General features: G+C 69.2%; 8 protein-coding genes. 1 reads left to right on the top strand and 7 read right to left on the bottom strand.

The window, feature by feature from the left end; translation table 11 throughout:
* The 3 genes from VD972_RS26945 to VD972_RS26935 form a co-directional block, all read right to left on the bottom strand.
* A partial coding sequence (locus VD972_RS26945; RefSeq protein ID WP_324991616.1) for an Ig-like domain-containing protein occupies positions 1-6,862 on the bottom strand: 6,862 nt, incomplete at its 3' end.
* Entirely contained in the window at positions 6,859-8,478 is a 1,620-nt protein-coding gene (locus VD972_RS26940; RefSeq protein ID WP_324991615.1) for a serine protease, read from the bottom strand. The genes VD972_RS26940 and VD972_RS26945, both read right to left, overlap by 4 nt.
* Entirely contained in the window at positions 8,475-9,278 is an 804-nt protein-coding gene (locus VD972_RS26935; protein ID WP_324991614.1) for a peptidylprolyl isomerase, read from the bottom strand. Before VD972_RS26935 ends, VD972_RS26940 begins: the two co-directional genes overlap by 4 nt.
* Positions 9,279-9,520: 242 nt before the next feature.
* On the opposite strand from VD972_RS26935, the gene VD972_RS26930 reads away from it, so the two are divergent.
* Positions 9,521-10,447 carry a peptidyl-prolyl cis-trans isomerase gene (locus VD972_RS26930; protein WP_324991613.1) on the top strand — a complete coding sequence of 309 codons (927 nt, stop codon included), beginning with the start codon at positions 9,521-9,523 and terminating at the stop codon, positions 10,445-10,447.
* 19 nt (positions 10,448-10,466) lie between these two features.
* Here VD972_RS26930 and VD972_RS26925 read toward each other — a convergent pair whose 3' ends face one another.
* From VD972_RS26925 to VD972_RS26910, 4 genes are all read right to left on the bottom strand, one after another.
* The gene (locus tag VD972_RS26925; protein ID WP_324991612.1) at positions 10,467-11,012 is read right to left on the bottom strand and encodes a hypothetical protein; all 546 of its coding nucleotides are present in this window, start codon (positions 11,010-11,012) and stop codon (positions 10,467-10,469) included.
* A 29-nt stretch (positions 11,013-11,041) separates the two neighbouring features.
* Positions 11,042-13,927 (bottom strand): hypothetical protein, encoded by a 2,886-nt coding sequence (locus VD972_RS26920; protein WP_324991611.1) that lies wholly within the window; start codon positions 13,925-13,927, stop codon positions 11,042-11,044.
* Positions 13,928-13,982: 55 nt separating this feature from the next.
* Positions 13,983-14,324: a hypothetical protein gene (locus VD972_RS26915; protein ID WP_324991610.1), complete on the bottom strand. Its 342-nt coding sequence runs from the start codon at positions 14,322-14,324 to the stop codon at positions 13,983-13,985.
* Positions 14,325-14,401: 77 nt separating this feature from the next.
* The coding region (locus VD972_RS26910; protein ID WP_324991609.1) for a mechanosensitive ion channel family protein at positions 14,402-15,964 on the bottom strand (1,563 nt) is incomplete at its 5' end.

Below are 15,964 nucleotides of genomic sequence, written 5' to 3'. Positions count from 1 at the left end.
CCAGGCGCACGTTGCCGACGGCCACGTCATCCTCGGCCATCACCACCACGGTGAGCGTGCTGTTGGCCACCGCGGGGGTGCCATCCGCGGGCGAGAGGATGGAGACCCCCGGCGGCTGGTCCTGGATGATCTCGATGTGCTGGATGACGAAGTCCGCGGGCGCCGTCCAGTTGCCGCTGATGTCGCGGGCCCGCGCGGCGACGAAGTACGGCACCGGCACGGTGGACCCCAGCTGCGCCAGCGAGGGGACCGTGAGCGAGTACCGCACCAGGGGCGCGTACACATCGAAGGGCGAGCCCGGCACGGCGTTGGTGGGCGGGAAGCCGCTCGCCACGTGCACCACGCTAAGCGTAGAGGCGCTGGGGCCCGCCAGGATCTCCACGCGATCCACCAGCACGTTGTCCCGCGCCGACACCTCGACGAGCACGGAGGTGGCCTCCACCACGTTGCGCCCCAGCACGGGCCGCAGCACGTCCGCCAGTGGCGTCGCCACATCCGCCTCGATGCGCAGCGGCTGATCGATCACCGTGTCATGGCCCTCCCTGTCCGTGGCGACGGTGCGCAGCTGCAGGGCCGCGTCCGGCCGCCCTGGCACCAGCGCCACGAAGCCGGGAGGCAGATTCACCTGCCCGCGGTAGTGCTTCAGCCGCTGCAGATCCCTGTCCTCGGGAGGCAGCGCGGCCACGGCCTGCCGGAGCGCGGGATCCGTGATGACGACGGAACCTGACAGCGGATCCAGCGTCCATGGGATGGGATCTCCGCCGGAGAGGATCAGCGCGCGCTGGCCGTTGATGAACAGCTGGACGTGGGCGACCTGGGTGTCGTCCACCGCCACCGCGTCGAAGAGCAGCTGGATGCTGCCCTCGGCGATGGTGGCGCCAGGCGTGGGTGCGGCCAGCGCCAGGGAGGGCGCCCGGGGCCGACGGGACTCGACGAGCAGCCGCGCCTGCCGGGTGTGGCCCGCGGTGTCCGTGACGGACACGAGCAGGACAGCGGGAGCTCCATCCCGACCCACCGGAGGAGTGAACGTCACGTGCTGGGTGAGCTCCCGGGGCGCGCCGGTGAAGGACTGCTCCTTCACCACCTGCTCGCCGAACAAGACCCTCCAGGAGGCCAGGCCCGCGTCATCCTGGAGCAGCACGCCCAGCGTGGCGGCGGTGCCCTGCAGCATGATGACGTAGCCGCTGTCCAGCTCGGCGCGGGTGAACTCCTCCACCGCGGACGCCAGGGACTGGAAGGTCACCGACGGCGCCACGTCGGGAACGACCCGCACGTAGGAGGTATCAGAGGCCGTGGCGCTGCCCGCTCCATCCCGGGCCACCACCGACAGCGCGGCCGGGTACCCCGAGGCCGGCAGCGGGAGAGAGAGCGAGAAGCGGTAGGGCTGGGGCGGGCCGGAGGGCACGGGCCCCACATGCATCACCTGGCGCGACACGCCATCCACCCACAGCTCGAGCTGATCCAGACGCGCGTTGTCCTGAGCGTCCACCAGCACCTCGAAGACGGTGTCCTCCACCACCGCCGAGCCGTTGGCGGGAGAGCGGAGAGAGACGGTGGGAGGCTCCGTGTCCGTGCGCGTGAGGAGCGGGATCTCGGCGCTGCCCACCAGGCCCGCACCATCCTCGGCCAGCACCGTCAGCCGCGCCTCGCGCGGAGCCTGGCCGGACGGCAACCACACCGAGCCCTCCACCCGCTTCACCTCTCCCGGACGGGAGCCTGCCTGGCCCATGCTCCAGCGCTGCACGGCCACCCGCTCTCCGGCAGCCTCCGCGCGGAGCTGAAGCAGCGGCGTGCCCCAGCCGCGCAGGCCCAGGCGAGTCACCGCCAGCTCCTCGGCGCCCGCGGACACCTTGGACAGTCGGATGTCCACCTGCTCCAGCTCGATGTCCTGAGCAGGGAAGGACAGATCCGCGGAGAAGGAGGGCGCGGACAGCGTGAGGCTGCCCATGCCCTCCGGGAACGCAGAGCGGAAGGCCTGGAGGGCGGCGTTGCCCTCATGCCCCGGCTTCACGGTGTAGCGGTAGCGCACCTGAGCCTGGACGCCATGGCCGCCTGGCGAAGGCTCCACGTCCACGCGCAAGCGTCCCGAGGCATTCCTGTCAGTCCCCTGCCCCTCTCCCTGAGGCGAGACACGGAGCCGCCCCTCCACGGCCTCGACCGTGAAACCCGGCCCATCCCCCACCACCAGGGTGGCGCGAGGCGCACCCAACCCCTCGTGCGCCGCCGGCGCCTCCACCTCGAAGTCCCCCAGGCCCGGCACCACCACCGCCGAGGTGGACAGCACCCTCAACCCCCGCCGCACGCCCACGTCGTCGCGCACGTCCACGTGGACAGGCTCGGTGCGCTCCTCCGTGAGGGTGGCACGCTCCGCAGGCTCTGCCACCAGCACCATGGGAGGTGTGTCCGGAGTCAGCTCGCAGCTGCGGCTCACCACGCCCGTGTGCTGGGCCTCGTCCGTCACCCGGGCCAGGAAGGTGACGGTGCGGCGGCCCGCGGCGCCGAGCGGCGGGAGCTGGAAGGGGATCTCCTCCTGCCAGGTCCGAGGCCCTTGCTCGGGAGGCTCGCTGATCGCCACGGGCTCGCCCTCGAAGGTGAGCGAGGCCTCGTGGATCGAGACGTCATCCGTCGCGCTCACCCTCAGCACCAGCGGCGCGCCGGCCACGCACGTGCGCTCGTCCGGCCCTCCCGTCAGCGTCAGCGTCACCCGAGGCGGTGTCAGATCCTGCACCTCGAGGATCTCGAAGGCCACCTCCGGGGTGGTGGTGGCATTGCCCCCCGCGTCGTACGCGCGGGACGCGAGCGTGTGCAGGCCCGGCGGGTACCGGCCCAGGCCCACCGTGCCGGAGAAGGTGCCCAGGTAGCGGCGGCTGATGAGGATCTCCCCCGGCATCACCGGGTTGGAGCTCCGCACCTCCTCGAAGCGCTCACTCTGCGGCGCGAGCGGCTCCCGGCCGTTCTCCGCTGGCACCTCCTGCCCATCCACTACCGCGGCGACGCGCACCACTCGCACGTCGTCCTCCACGTTGATGCGCAGCGAGAAGGCTCCGCCCTCGTTCACCTGAAGCCGGCCGGTGGCGGGGGGCAGCGGCGAGAGCATCATCGCCGAGGGAGGCTCGGTGTCTCGCGCCACCTGGAGCGCCACCGTGGCCACGCCGGACTGGCGGGCGGTATCGCGCGCCTCCGCCCCCACGGTGGGGGGCTCGCCCCGGAAGAGGGAGGGCGCTCGGACGGTGAGCACCAGGGGCCTGGAGACATCCAGCAGTGGCCCGGAGTCCGGCAGCGGCCCCTGCCGCTGGCCTCCGGACAGGCCCACCAGGCCGGTGACACCCTCGTCATCCGCCACCGTCACCACCAGGCGGACATCCTCTCCCTCCTTATAGAAGCTGTTGGGCGCCGGAGAGGTGATGGAGACCACCGGCACCTCATCCCTGCGGGCACGCACCTCCAGCGAGCGCTCTCGCGTGAGGCCCGAGGTGTCCGCGGCCACCGCCTTCAGCACCAGCGTGCGTCCGGCCGCCCCCACGGGGATCGGCACCTGCCAGCGGAAGAGGCGATAGAGCCCATCCACCGTGCCACCGCTCTGGGTGCCCACGGGCTGCCCGTCCAGTTCCAGCCGGACGTCACGCACGCCCACGTCATCGCTGGCCGCCACCTCGACAGAGAGGGTGCGCCCGGCGAAGGTAAAGCTGCCCTCGGCGGGGGCGCGGAAGGCCACCAGCGGCGGCTCGCGATCCTCGTTCACCTGGACGGCCACCTCCACGGGAGTGCTGCGCCCACCGGAGTCCGAGGCCACGGCGCGCAGGGTGAGGGTGCGCGCAGGGCCGGTGACGGGGATCGTGCAGCGGTAGGGCGGCAGGACGGCGCTGCAGACGGAGTGCCCGTCCGCGAAGAACTCCACGGTGGACACCGCCACGTCGTCATCCGCATTGGCGATCAGCTCCAACTGCGTGCCGATCGTCGCCCGCGAGCCGGCCGCGGGGAGTACGAAGCTGACGGTGGGCGCCGCGTCAGGCATCACCTTGACGAGCACCTCGGGTGCGGCGCCCATGTTGCCGGAGGCGTCATAGGCACGGGCGCCCAGCCGGACCTGCTCACGCCCCAGCAGCTGGGCGGAGCGCAGCAAGGTGTGGGTGAGGAAGGAGCCCGGCTGCGCCCCATTGGGGCCAGGAGCGTCATCGGTCGCCAGCACCTCTCCCTCGAGCAGCAGCTCCACGCGGGTCACCGTGGCGTCGTCCTGCCCGGCCACCGACACCACCAGATCCTGCGTCTCTGGCACCTCCGCGAGCGGGCGCGGCACGACGATGGAGACAGTGGGGCGGGAGCTGTCGGAGACGACGAACACCTCGCCGGTGGCCTGGGCTTCGTTGCCCGTCGCATCCCGCGCGGTGGCCTGGAGGTGGAGCGTCGTCCCGGCGGCCGCGACGGGGACGGACCAGGCGGTGCGGTAGGGCGGCTCGCGCGAGGCCCCCACGGGGACTCCGTTCACGCGCCAGGTCACCTCCACCGGCCCCGCACTGTCATCCACCACCGAGGCAGTGAGGAGCTGCGAGGTGCCCGCGAGCACCTGGCTGCCCGGCGCCGGCGTCTGGAGGGACACCTGGGGCGGCGCATCCGCGACGACGGCGGCCTCCAGCGAGGCGCGGGCCTCATGGTCCGCCGCATCCCGGGCAGAGACCTGCAGCCGCACGAGCCGGCCCACGCTGGAGGTGGGAGGTGTCCACTCGAGGGTGAAGGGCGCGGAGCCGGCGCGGGATCCACCGAGCCCCTCCCCTACCAGCCGCGTGGTGGACACCTGCGAGCCATCCACGAACAGGGAGAGCTCCACCCCGAGCGTGACGGCATCATCCTCGACGAGCCCCTCCAGCGTCAGCGGCCGGCCTGCCGTGGCCTGGACGCGGGGCCCCGAGGGCCGCCGGAGCGAGACGAGCGGCGCTCCGTCCCGTGCGATCCGCACCAGCAAGGTGGCCCCGCGCGCCGTGGCCCCTTGGGCATCCACCGCCTCCACATAGAGGGACACGACGGTCCCGGCCGTGCCTGCGCGCGGCAGGTAGCTCACCTCCCACAGCGGCACGCCGATGAGCGTGGCGGGCGTGCCCGGCTCGACCACCAGCTTGCGCACATCCATGCGCGGCGCCCGGCTGGTGCCAATGAGGGCGCCATCTGCATAGAAGCGCACGAGCTGGAAGTCCCGGGAAGACAGCAGTCCGCCGCGCCAGTCTCCGCTGGTGACGCTCACGGTCTGCGGCAGCCCCTCCAGCAGCAGGGCCCCAGGCAGGGGCTGCTCGTAGACAACGGGCTGCGTGCTGGGCCCCTGTCCGCGCTGCACCTTCACGGTGACGTCCGTGGCGCGAGTCCGCGTGCCGCGCGAGTCCACTGCCACCGCCCCCAGCAGCATCTCCCCCCCAGCCACGGGTGGGGCGCGCAGCTCGAGCACATAGGGAGGCGCGCTCACCCGCGAGGCCACCACCCCGTTGACGAGGAACTCCACATAGGCCAGCGCCACGTCGTCCTGGGCCTGGGCTCTCAGCTCGAACTCGGCGCCGGCCACCACCCGCTCCGGCGGGGAGAGGCGGATCTCCGGAGGCCCATCCAGCACCTCCACGACACGCATCGCCGAGTAGCCGGCGTGGTGGGCCTCCACGCGCGCGGTGCCAGGACGCAGGCCGGTGGCGCGCCCGTCCGCGGCCACGGTGAGGACAGTGGAATCCAGGCTGCTCCAGGTGGTGCCCAGCGCGCGAGAGGACAGATCCACCCGGCGCCCATTGCTCAGCACCCCCTCCAGGCCCAGCCGCATCGAGCCCCCCACACGGGGAATGACAGGGGAGACAGGCAGCACCTCCAGCCGCTCCACCACCGCGGTGGAGTCCACCACCACGTGCGCGGTGGCGGTGTAGCCCGCATAGGCCACCTCGATGTCCGTCTCTCCGTTGGCCCGCGCCACGACTTGCCCGTCATCGGTGACGGTGGCCACCCCCTCGTCCAGCGAGCGGTAGCGCACGCCCCGGTGTGGCCCGGAGAGATCCACGTCGCCCGCGAGGGAGAAGCTGCCCGTCACCTGCAAGGGCACGCGCTGTCCAAAGCCCTCGGAGAGCAGCAGCGGCGAGGGCTGCACGGACACGCCCACCACGGGATCGAACGTGGAGGACTGGGTAAACTCGACGGCCGAGGTGTGCACCGTGCGGCCGAAGGCATCCTTGAGCGCGACGTCCGCGATCACCACCCCGTCATGGGGGATCTGCTCCGCGGTGATGGGGACGGCGAAGGAGATCCGGCCCGGGGTAGCGGTGGAGGGGCGCGCCAGGACACGGCGGGCCTGAGCGAAGGAGAGGGGCTCGACATCCTCCAGGCTGCCGTGGACGCGGCGGAGCTCCTCGGCGGAGGCGCCCAGCACGGTGGCCTCGGCGGCGACGGCGGCCCCCTCATAGGACAGCTCCAGGGTGATCGTCCGGGTGGAGAGATCAGCGCGCACTCGCAGCAGCGCCCGGCCGAACCGGGGCGGAGGGGCCGCGGCATCGAAGCGCGTGGTGAGGGCCGTGCCCTCTCCTTCTCCCACGGGCCGAGCCACCACCTCCAGCACACCATCCGCCGGGAAGGGCTGAGAGAGCGGCACGAGCACATGGAAGGCCACGGCCCCCGCCAGATCTCTATCCACCACCACATTGGCCAGCGAGGCGAAGGTCCCCCGGGTGGCGGACTGCCCGCTCACGGAGATGAGCACCTGCTCGGCAGCACCTTGGACCTCGACGCCCACCTCCACGGTCTGGGCCCCCGGACGCAGCGGCATCACGGGGTAGGCGGACGTCACCGTCGCGGACCAGGCCGTCAGCGGCAGCACCAACATCAGCAGCGCGGCTCGCGTCATTGAATGCTCCAAGCCACGGTCCCGTTGCAGCCGCCACCCGAGTAGCAGCCAGCACGGACCTGATAGATGCCGGAAGCCCCTGCGGGCACAGCGTAGACGATGTGGGTCATCAGACTGCCGCAGGCATCATCGTTTGCCGCCACTTGAGCGCCCGTGGGCCCATAGATCCGCAGATAGGTATCTCCCACTCCGCTCGCGCCCTCGACGCCACAAGTGCCAATACGGAGCGTGTGCCCTTCCAGGAGGTAGAGATCCCAGTTGACGGTGTTCACCGTGGCTGAACCGGTGTTGGAAGCGCTATAGGCCTGACTGCCTATATATGCGCCCAGGAACCACGCGACGGTGCCGCTGCAGCTCTCGTCCCCGTGGCAGCCCACCCGAATCTCGTACTCGCCCGCCGTCTCGGCCGTGAAGAGGATCTGCGAGCCGCGACCGCTACAGGCATCGTCACTGAAGGCGGCCTCGGTGCCATCGGGGCGAAGCAGCCGGAGGTAGGTGTCTCCACTGCTGGAGGCACGCACGAAGCCGCAGGTCCCCACGGTGAATGGCGCGCCCGCCGCCAGCGTCACCGTCCGATTCACGGTGTTCTGCTGAGCCGTCTGGGTATTGGCGGCGACGAAGTCGTAGGTGTTGGGCGGAGGCGAAGCCTCGCCGGGCGGGCACAGGCGCGCGCTGGACGCGGCCTGGCAGTAGGCCTCGATGACCGGGCGGACATAGGTGATGTCCTCGCCCCGGCAGCCTGTCTCACCACACACCCTGGCGACACGGCAGCTTCCATTGAGGGCGTAGTCCTTGTCGCCGCGCACCAGGATGCCCGCCACGGCGTAGCCGCTCAGCTCGTAGACGCCCGCGCCGGAGCTGCCGTTGAACGTGTCCGTCGACGCGATGAAGTAGTCCAGCACGCCCGCGCGGGGCTCCAGCACCGTGCCTGCCGAGTCAATCTTGAAGGGAGTACCGCTGCTCGCCCCAATGGTGGCCACCCGCTCGCCCGTGGCCATCGGGCGGGTGCCAGCACGCAAGGGGGCGGGCGTGAAGCGGGGGGTGGCGGGGCGATCCAGCCGGACGAGGGCGTAGTCCAGATTCCGGCCGTTCACCACGCCCTGCTCACGGAGCACGAGGCTCTGGCAGCTGAAGATGTCAGCCGTGGTGACGGTCTCCAGGGAGGAGGAGCCCGTCCTGTAGAACTTGAAGACGAAGCGGGTATTGGCGCACTCCGCGGGGCTGGGGATGCAGTGGCCGGCCGTCAGCACGAGATCGTCGTCAATCAAGGTTCCAGAGCAGAACGCCGGGACCGGATCGGCTCGAAAACGCTCGCTGCCGCAGAGGTTGTAGGCCGTGCCCAACGTCTGCGCCTTGAAGGTGACGTTGTTGGGGTTCGAGACGTTGAGATCACCCGCGCTCATCAGCGCCACCGTGGACTGCATGGCCCGGCTGCGCAGGGTGGAGTCGGAGTGGGCATAGACATCCACCCGGTCATCGGTGCCATTGACGGCGGAGGCCTTCACCTGCTCCAGCGTCTCCGGGGCCTTGACGGGCACGGCCGGCGCGTTGTCCCGGCAGCCCGCCACCACCCCAATCATCAGCAGCAGTCCGGAGAGCTTCGCCGGCAGACTCATGGCGCCTTCCTCGCTTCCACCAGCTCGACCGCGGCCTCCTGGCGCAGCCTCGCCAGGATCGCGTCAAACACCTGCCGCTTGCGCGCAGGGGCCATGCGTCCCTCCACCTCGGCGCGGACCTCCTCGAAGGCCGGCACTCGCGGCGGCTTGCGCTCCAGGAGCTGGAGCACGGCGAACCCCTCTCGCACGGCCACCACCGGGGACACGGCGCCGGGCCGCTCCAGGGCGAAGGCGGCCTGCTCCAGCGCGGGCTCCAGCCCTCCCCCCCGCGCCACCAGGCCCAGCTCACCTCCCTGCATCCGCTCGGCACCGTCGCCCTCGCGCGCCACCTGCGCCAGAGCCTCTCCGCGCTTCAGGCGCGCCGCCAGCGCCTCCGCCTTCTTCCGGGCCCGGCTGCGCTCCGCCTCCGAGGCCTTCGAGCCCACGCTCACCAGGACACGGCCCACCCTCACCTGCTCGGGGCGGGTCAGCTCCTCCCGGTGCGCGTTGAACCAGGCCCGAAGCTCCTGCTCCGAGGGGCTCCCCGCCGCGGCCTCCTCCTGGGCCAGCAGCGCCTGCACCGCCAGCCGCTCCTCCAGCTCGCGCACCTGGCGGCGCAGCTCCGGATCCTCCGTCAGCTTCCGCCGGCGGGCCTCGAGCACCAGCAGGCGCTTGTCGATGATCGATCGCGCGAACTCGCGGCGGCCCGCGGGAGTCTCGAACTGCTCTCTGAGGGCGGGGGGCAGCTTCGCCGCCTCGCGCGACACCTCTTCCGCGGTGAGGACCTCACCCCCGGCGAAGCGGCCCACGACCGTGCCCACAGGTCGCCCCGCATCAGACACACTGCTCGCCCCAGGAGCCTCTGCAGTGCAGGCGGCGCCCACAGCCACGATCATCAAGAGAACGAACCGCACTCCGCCCCCGAACCCTGCCGTGCAAGGCTCCAGCCTCTTCACAGAACGCGGACTATCTATTACTTCCTGCCGCAGGGGACCTACCCTGAAAAGCATGGGTCGGCCATGACCTTGGAAACGGCGTTTGGAGCACCAATGAGATCTTCACCATGAGGCGCGTGTTCGGGCTCACTTGCTGTCTGGTGGCCATCACCATGAGTGCGGGTTGCCGAGGGAAAGAGCCGGATCCATCAGCAGGGCCCATCGTGGCCAAGGTGGGCACGGCGGCCATCACGGCGGCGCAGTACAAGGCGCGGCTGGACGAGCAGGCTCCCTTCATCCGGTCCCGCTACACCACGACGGAGCGGAAGCAGGAGTTCCTGAGCGGGATGATCCAGTTCGAGGTGCTGGCCCAGGAGGCGCAGCAGCGGGGGCTGGACAAGGATCCCGAGGTACAGGAGGCGCTGCGCAAGCTGATGGTGCAGCGACTGATCCGGCAGGTGACGGAGGAGATGAAGCCCCCCACGGAGCCGGAGGTGCGCCAGTACTACGAGGAGCACCGTGCCGAGTTCGTCCGGCCGGAGCAGGTCCGGCTGAGCCACCTCTTCCTCGCATCACCACAGGGGGACGCGCGGCGGGCGCAGGTCAAGGCCGAGGCCCTGGCGCTGCTGGCTCGCGCCCGGGCGAAGCAGGCGGAAGCGCGGCCGGGAGGCTTCGAGGAGCTGGTGCGTGAGCGCTCGGATGATGCACCTAGCAAGGCCCTGGGAGGAGACCTGGGCCTGAGGACCGCCGAGGAGCTGACGCAGGCGTGGGGGGCGGCGCTCTCACAGGCGGCCTTCGCGCTGCAGTCGCCCAACGAGCTGGGGCCGCTGGTGGAGACAGAGAAGGGCTTCCACCTGATCCAGCTGACGCTGCGCCAGGCAGGCCTCAACCACCCCCTGGAGTCGGTCAAGGAGCGCATCGAGTCCCGCCTCTTGTCCGAGCGCCGCACTCAGGCCCTGGAGTCCCTGGTCAAGCAGCTGCGGGAGCGCACCGAGATTCACATTGACGAGAAAGTGCTGGCGGAGATCCAACCCGCGCCCGCCACGGCTCCTTGAGAAACGGCAGGGTCCACAGTCAGTCTGGGAGGACCCTGAGATAGCCTTGGACCCAGCCCCAGGGGACGGCCATCTGGGAGATCTCCCTCCGGGCGCGCTGCCACTCTTCCTCTGTGAGCCGGCCCGCCAGGAAGAGGAGTCCGGTCAGGGCGGTGCCACGCAGGCGGTCGGGACGAGCGGGATTGACGGCGACCTCGGCGAACGCAGTCTGGGCCAGGCTCGTTCCTTCGCGCCCGCCGCGAACCACTCGCGCAAACCACTCGATGGTCCCCATCCCCACCTCCTCGGCTTCGCAGCGCTCGATGAAGCTCGCGATCTCCTCATAGGCCTCGGGAGAACCCCACTCCGTGAGGAATTGGAGGGCGCGGCGGCGCAGGGGTGCATGTTCCCAAGGTAGCAGCGTCCCCACCGCGCGGATGAGGGCGGACCGCGTTGACGCACTCCACTCCAGCGGACTGAGCCTCGAGAGCTCCGTGAGCACCTGGCTCAGCTCTTCTTCCGGAGTGCCCTTGGCGCGAAGGCGCTCACACCGCCTCAGGACTTCCTGCTCGGACATTCCTGCCATCGTTCTCTCCATGGACACGGGAGCGACTCCTATTCGCTGAAGAGTGAGCCACGAAGGTCGTCCAGCTCCGTGTGGCTGACATGGTCGAGCAAGGCCCGTGACAGCTCGGCACCAAAGCTCCAGGCGTCTGCTTCCATCGGCTGTTCGCGATAGCGCTGATAGCCCCCAGGTTCTTCAGAATAAGTGACGTAGTTGCTCGCGTTCGTCGACATCTCCCCGGTGAAGTCGGCGGCGAAGGTGCCTTCGTCTATGGCGAAGAACTGGAAGGCGTGCCGGCCCTCGTGCAGCACGGTGTTCATGAACGCGTCCCACGATTTGCCTTTGAGCAGCAGGTTCTGGTTGATGGTGATGACGTTCGCCGCGGGGTTGTAGGTGCCCATCTGGTTCGGAGCATTGGGGAACGGGGCAAACAGCACCTTGGCGGGCGGCCTTCCCTGGACCTTGGCCGCGGTGTTCTCGATCTCCTGCAGCCACTGGTTGACGAACTCCTCGCGCTTGTAGGGATTCTTCACGTCCTTCCACAGGTTGTTCTCATAGCCCTCTTGCGCGATGGGAGCGACCGCATCGAAGGTGTCCTGCCGCAGCCGCACGTCCCACTCGCCCCAGTTCGGGAAGGTGGAACCCGAGACATGGCCGGCCGAGGCAAGCTCGATCGTCGCCTCGTGCAGGCTGCCGGCCCAGGGAGGAACGATTCTCTCGGTGCCCTCCGCGAGCGTGAAGCGGAAGGAGCCCGCGTCCGCGCCCTCCGTGATCATCGCCCGGTTGACGATGCGGGTGTCGTAGTCGAAGCCAAAGGCCGATGAGAAGGCCAGGTTGACGCCCACCCCCAGCGCGACGTTGAAGAGTCCCTCCTCGAAGCTCTGTCCCCCCACCAGCGAGGAGGCCATCGTGAATGTGCCATCAATGGCGGTCTCCGCCCCGAAGCCTGCCAGGCGGCCCAGCCACTTCGCCTGGTCGGCGGCCAGCCCCCAGGACTGCCCCGCGGCGTTGGCGGCGCGGAAGGCCTGGGCTGAGCCGATGTACGAGATCAGCGCGGTACTGGAGTCGAAGGCTCCCCGCAGCGCGCTGTCTCCCAGATCGTTCAGATCGTACTTCTCGCCGTCCAGCTTCCGGTCGAGCATGTCCAGCCCGATCCGGGTGCCAGTCCCGACGAAGACCGAAGCCAGGAACGCCGCTCCCGCCCCCGTTCCCACGCCCGTGAAGGTGAGGAGCGTCGCACCCACCACGCCCACCGTCTTGACGATCTCGCCCCCCACGTTCGCGTAACCCAGGCTCTGGGAGTAGGCCTCGCCGAAGGCACCGATCCCGGACGCATTGTCCGTGAGCAGCGTCTCGTAGGAGCTCTCCGTGCTCAGCAGCTCCGAGAAGGACATCTCAGCGGGATCGAGCGAAGCGAAGAAGCCCTGCATCTCCGCATCCAGCGCGCGAATCGCCGCCTCCGCCTCGGCCCGGTTGGTGGCCGGCCCGAAGAGGGACTCGAGCGTGGGGTGGGTGCCCGCCACCGAGGAGAGCAGCGAACCTCCCGGGACCATGCTGAGCGCAGGGAAGTTCTCATAGGCCCAGAGCACGCCCTCGGCAAAGACGCCGCCGCCCGCCTGGTCGATCTGCTCCATCATCCCGCCTTCGCCCAGCCAGGATTCGATGTAGCGGTCATGCTGCGCACGCCAGCCGTGGATGACGCCCGTGTTGATGGCGGTGTCGACCTGCTGCGTGCTCTCATAGACCGAGAGCAGCTCCGCGCCCGGCGGCTGATAGCCAGCAGGAGCGGGGGCTCCGGACTGGACCGCCGCGTAGTCCTGCCAGGGGTACTCGAAGAAGGCGTTCCACTCCGGCTCGCTCAGCGAAGCCACGGCGGGATCGTTGGCGAGCGCGACACTCCGGATGACTGAGAACTCGAGGGGATTCGCGGAGGGGCTGAGGCCCTGCTCCAACGAGAGGGACTGGACGAAGTCCTGGAGGGAGCCGCCTCCCTGGGCCACGAAGCTCTGGTAGCCGACCTGGATGGTGTCGGCGTAGAAGGCGCCATATCCATCCAGCACCGGGGCCGACTCCGCCATCATCAGGCCCTGCGCAATTCCCGCCACCGCGGTGGGGTAGCGCGGGTCCCCCGGAAGGATCCCCATCTGCTGGGTGGCCGCAGCCTCCGCGTCCGCCTGGATCTGCTGCAGCTCCTCGGGCGACAGCGTCGCTGCGATGGCCGTGTTGAGGGTCCCCACCACGTACTGCCGCCCCAGCTGGGAGGCGTAGAGCGCCGCATCGGCGGGATCCATGCCCGCCGCGATGAGATCAGCTTCGAAGGAGGCACCTGCCTCTGCTCCCTGGGAGGCCGTCACCTCCATGAGGAGCTGCACGCCCTCCGGGCTGTCGAAGGACATCAGCTGGCTGACGTCCGTGATGCCGGGGAACCGGCCCTCGGCGATGGCCTGCTCGGCGGAGGCCTGCCAGTCCGCGGTGGCCTCGGTGGCCATCCAGAGCCCGTACTCGACGGTCTGGGGGGACTGATACGCGGCGATGAGCTCGGTGGGGTTGCTGGGATTCGTGATCGCCCCACCGGTCATGCTGAGCTCGGTGTTGCCCATCCACGCCTGGCTGGGCACACCGTGCCATTCGCCTGGGGCCGTGTAGCCTGACTCGTACGCGACCACGAGCGGCTCGTTGTCCTCATTCACCTGCTGGTGGTACGTGACGGCGATGCCCTCCGGTTCCCCGGGCGCCGCGTACACGGCGTCGGCGTAGAGCTCGCCGGACTCCGCGTCGAAGACCCACTGCTTGGACAGGTACTCCCTGTCGTTGATGTCAGTCCCCACGATCTCGATGGCGCCTGGGTCCTCGAACTCGTAGCTCTCACCCTCGATGTTGACCCGGATGTTGCCGTTCTCCGCGTACTCGATCTGGACCTTGTTGGGGTCACTCACCTGGATCTGGAGCAGCTGGCCCTGCGCATCATACGAAGCAGAGGGGCCGGTCGTGTCACTGCCGACAGCGACAGGGGCAGAATCGGTGAGCGGCTCGCTTGCTCGTCTCGAAGTCGCTGTAGAGGAGCGCCTCATTGGGGCCCACTTTGCCGTTGCGGTTTGCGTCCTCGAAGGTATCGGTCCGGACCTGGGTGGAGACCTTGCGGACGGCGCCCTCGCCCGGATCGATCCCCGTTCCTGGCTGCTCGGAGGGGACGTACTCCTGATACGTCTCCGTGGTGGTGGTCTGGTCCACCACGGACCTGGAGCCATCGAGGGAGCCATTGCCATCCGAGTCGAAGCGTTCCGTTCGAGCCTGCTGGGAAACGCTGGTTCGCGTCCGGGTCACCCAAGTCATGGAGAGCTCCTGCTTCCGTCGAGGTGCGCTGGGGAAGCGGTGCTGGAGAACTTCCTCAACTCGGTGATGGGATTGGCTTACGCGGAAGCTGGCGTGGTCTTGGAAGTATTCTCGGACGGCAGGTCTCCGGAAACCTCGATCCCAACGGTCTTGGGGTAGGGAATCTCCAGGTTGTTGTCGCGGAAGCCCTCCACCAACAGCATGTGCAGCGCCCGCTTTACTTCGAAGTGCGTGCCGGGTGCGACCTTCGTCTCGATGCGGATCCGCAGGCAGCTGTCGTCAATCTTCTCGATCCCCATGACCTTGGGGGGGTCAATGGCCTTGCCCGGGAGCCTCTCCGGCAACTTCGCGCTGACATCGGCGATGACCTGGAGCGCCTTCCTCAGGTCCGACTCGTACGCGACGCTCATTTCCACCACGGCCAGCGTCCACCCTCGGCTGTAGTTGATGACGTTCTTGATCTCGCCATTGCGCAGGATGTGCAGTCGGCCGAAGCGATCCCGGACGCGTGTGACACGAGGGGTGATCTCCTCCACCACGCCTTCGGTTTCCTCGATCCGGATGTAGTCGCCAATCAGGATCTGGTCCTCGAAGAGGAGGAAGATGCCGCTGATCAGATCCTGGACGATCGCCTGGGCCCCCAACCCCACCGTGAGGCCCACGATTCCGGCGCCTGCCAAGATCGGTGTGGGATCGATGCCGAGGTCGGTGAGGACCATCATGCCCACACAGAAGTAGATGACGTACTTGCTGATGCTCTGGAGCAGGTTGACGAACGTGTGGCGCCGCCGCTGCACGTCATCGGCGAGGGACGCGCCGGAGGAGAGGAGCCGTAAGATCATCACGCGGCTGAACTCGACGACGACGCTGGCTGCGAAGAACATCGAGACGACGCGGATCAGCACCGGCCCATAGGGCGCGAACGCCTCCAGGGCCTGGAACTTGCGCACGACGAGGGTCGCTGCCGAGATGTAGATGATCGCCTCGAAGCTCTTCTGCCCCACGGGCAGGAGCCTGCGCAGGGCCCCATAGTACTCCCCCAGCAGCGTACCCTGGCTCTTGTCTGCCCAGGATTCGATCAGCCGCTGGGACACGAAGTAGAGGAAGAACACGAGCGCCCGCCCGCCAGTGACGATGAGCAGGATGTACAAGGTGGTGGTGATGAGCCACTCCACGAGGGCTGGCACCCCCAGGGCCGCGACCGCCACGTTCGCCAGGGCGTTGGCGAGTGCGAGGTTAATGACGGCGGGCAGAGACGCCAGGAACTTCTCGATGTGGACGCGCTGCGTCTCCCGGAGTTGGCGCTCATGTACCGCCTGTTCGACCCGGCCCATCAGGCGCCGGCCGCTGCCCTGCAGCACGTAGAAGCCGAGGAGCAGCAGGAGCATCAAGCCCGCACTCCGCCCCAGGCTCTTGAGGAACTCGGGGGTCATCTCCGCGAGCAGCGAGTCAGCCTGCGGCTGCAGATCGCCTCCCCTCCACAACGTGTGGCCGAGGAGCCCGACCCCGAGGATGACGATCAGGACGGAGAGGATGGCGGCCGTCAGCCGCGCCCTCTTGTAGAGGCCCTCACCGAAGGCAACGAGGGTCTGAATGCCGCTGGCGCGGATGCCCTGGTAGACCAGGAAGCACGAGGTGAC

The organism is Hyalangium sp., from assembly GCF_035629615.1.
Classification (GTDB): domain Bacteria; phylum Myxococcota; class Myxococcia; order Myxococcales; family Myxococcaceae; genus Hyalangium.
Note: the sequence above shows the minus strand (reverse complement) of the source record. Positions and strands in the feature narration are given on the sequence as shown.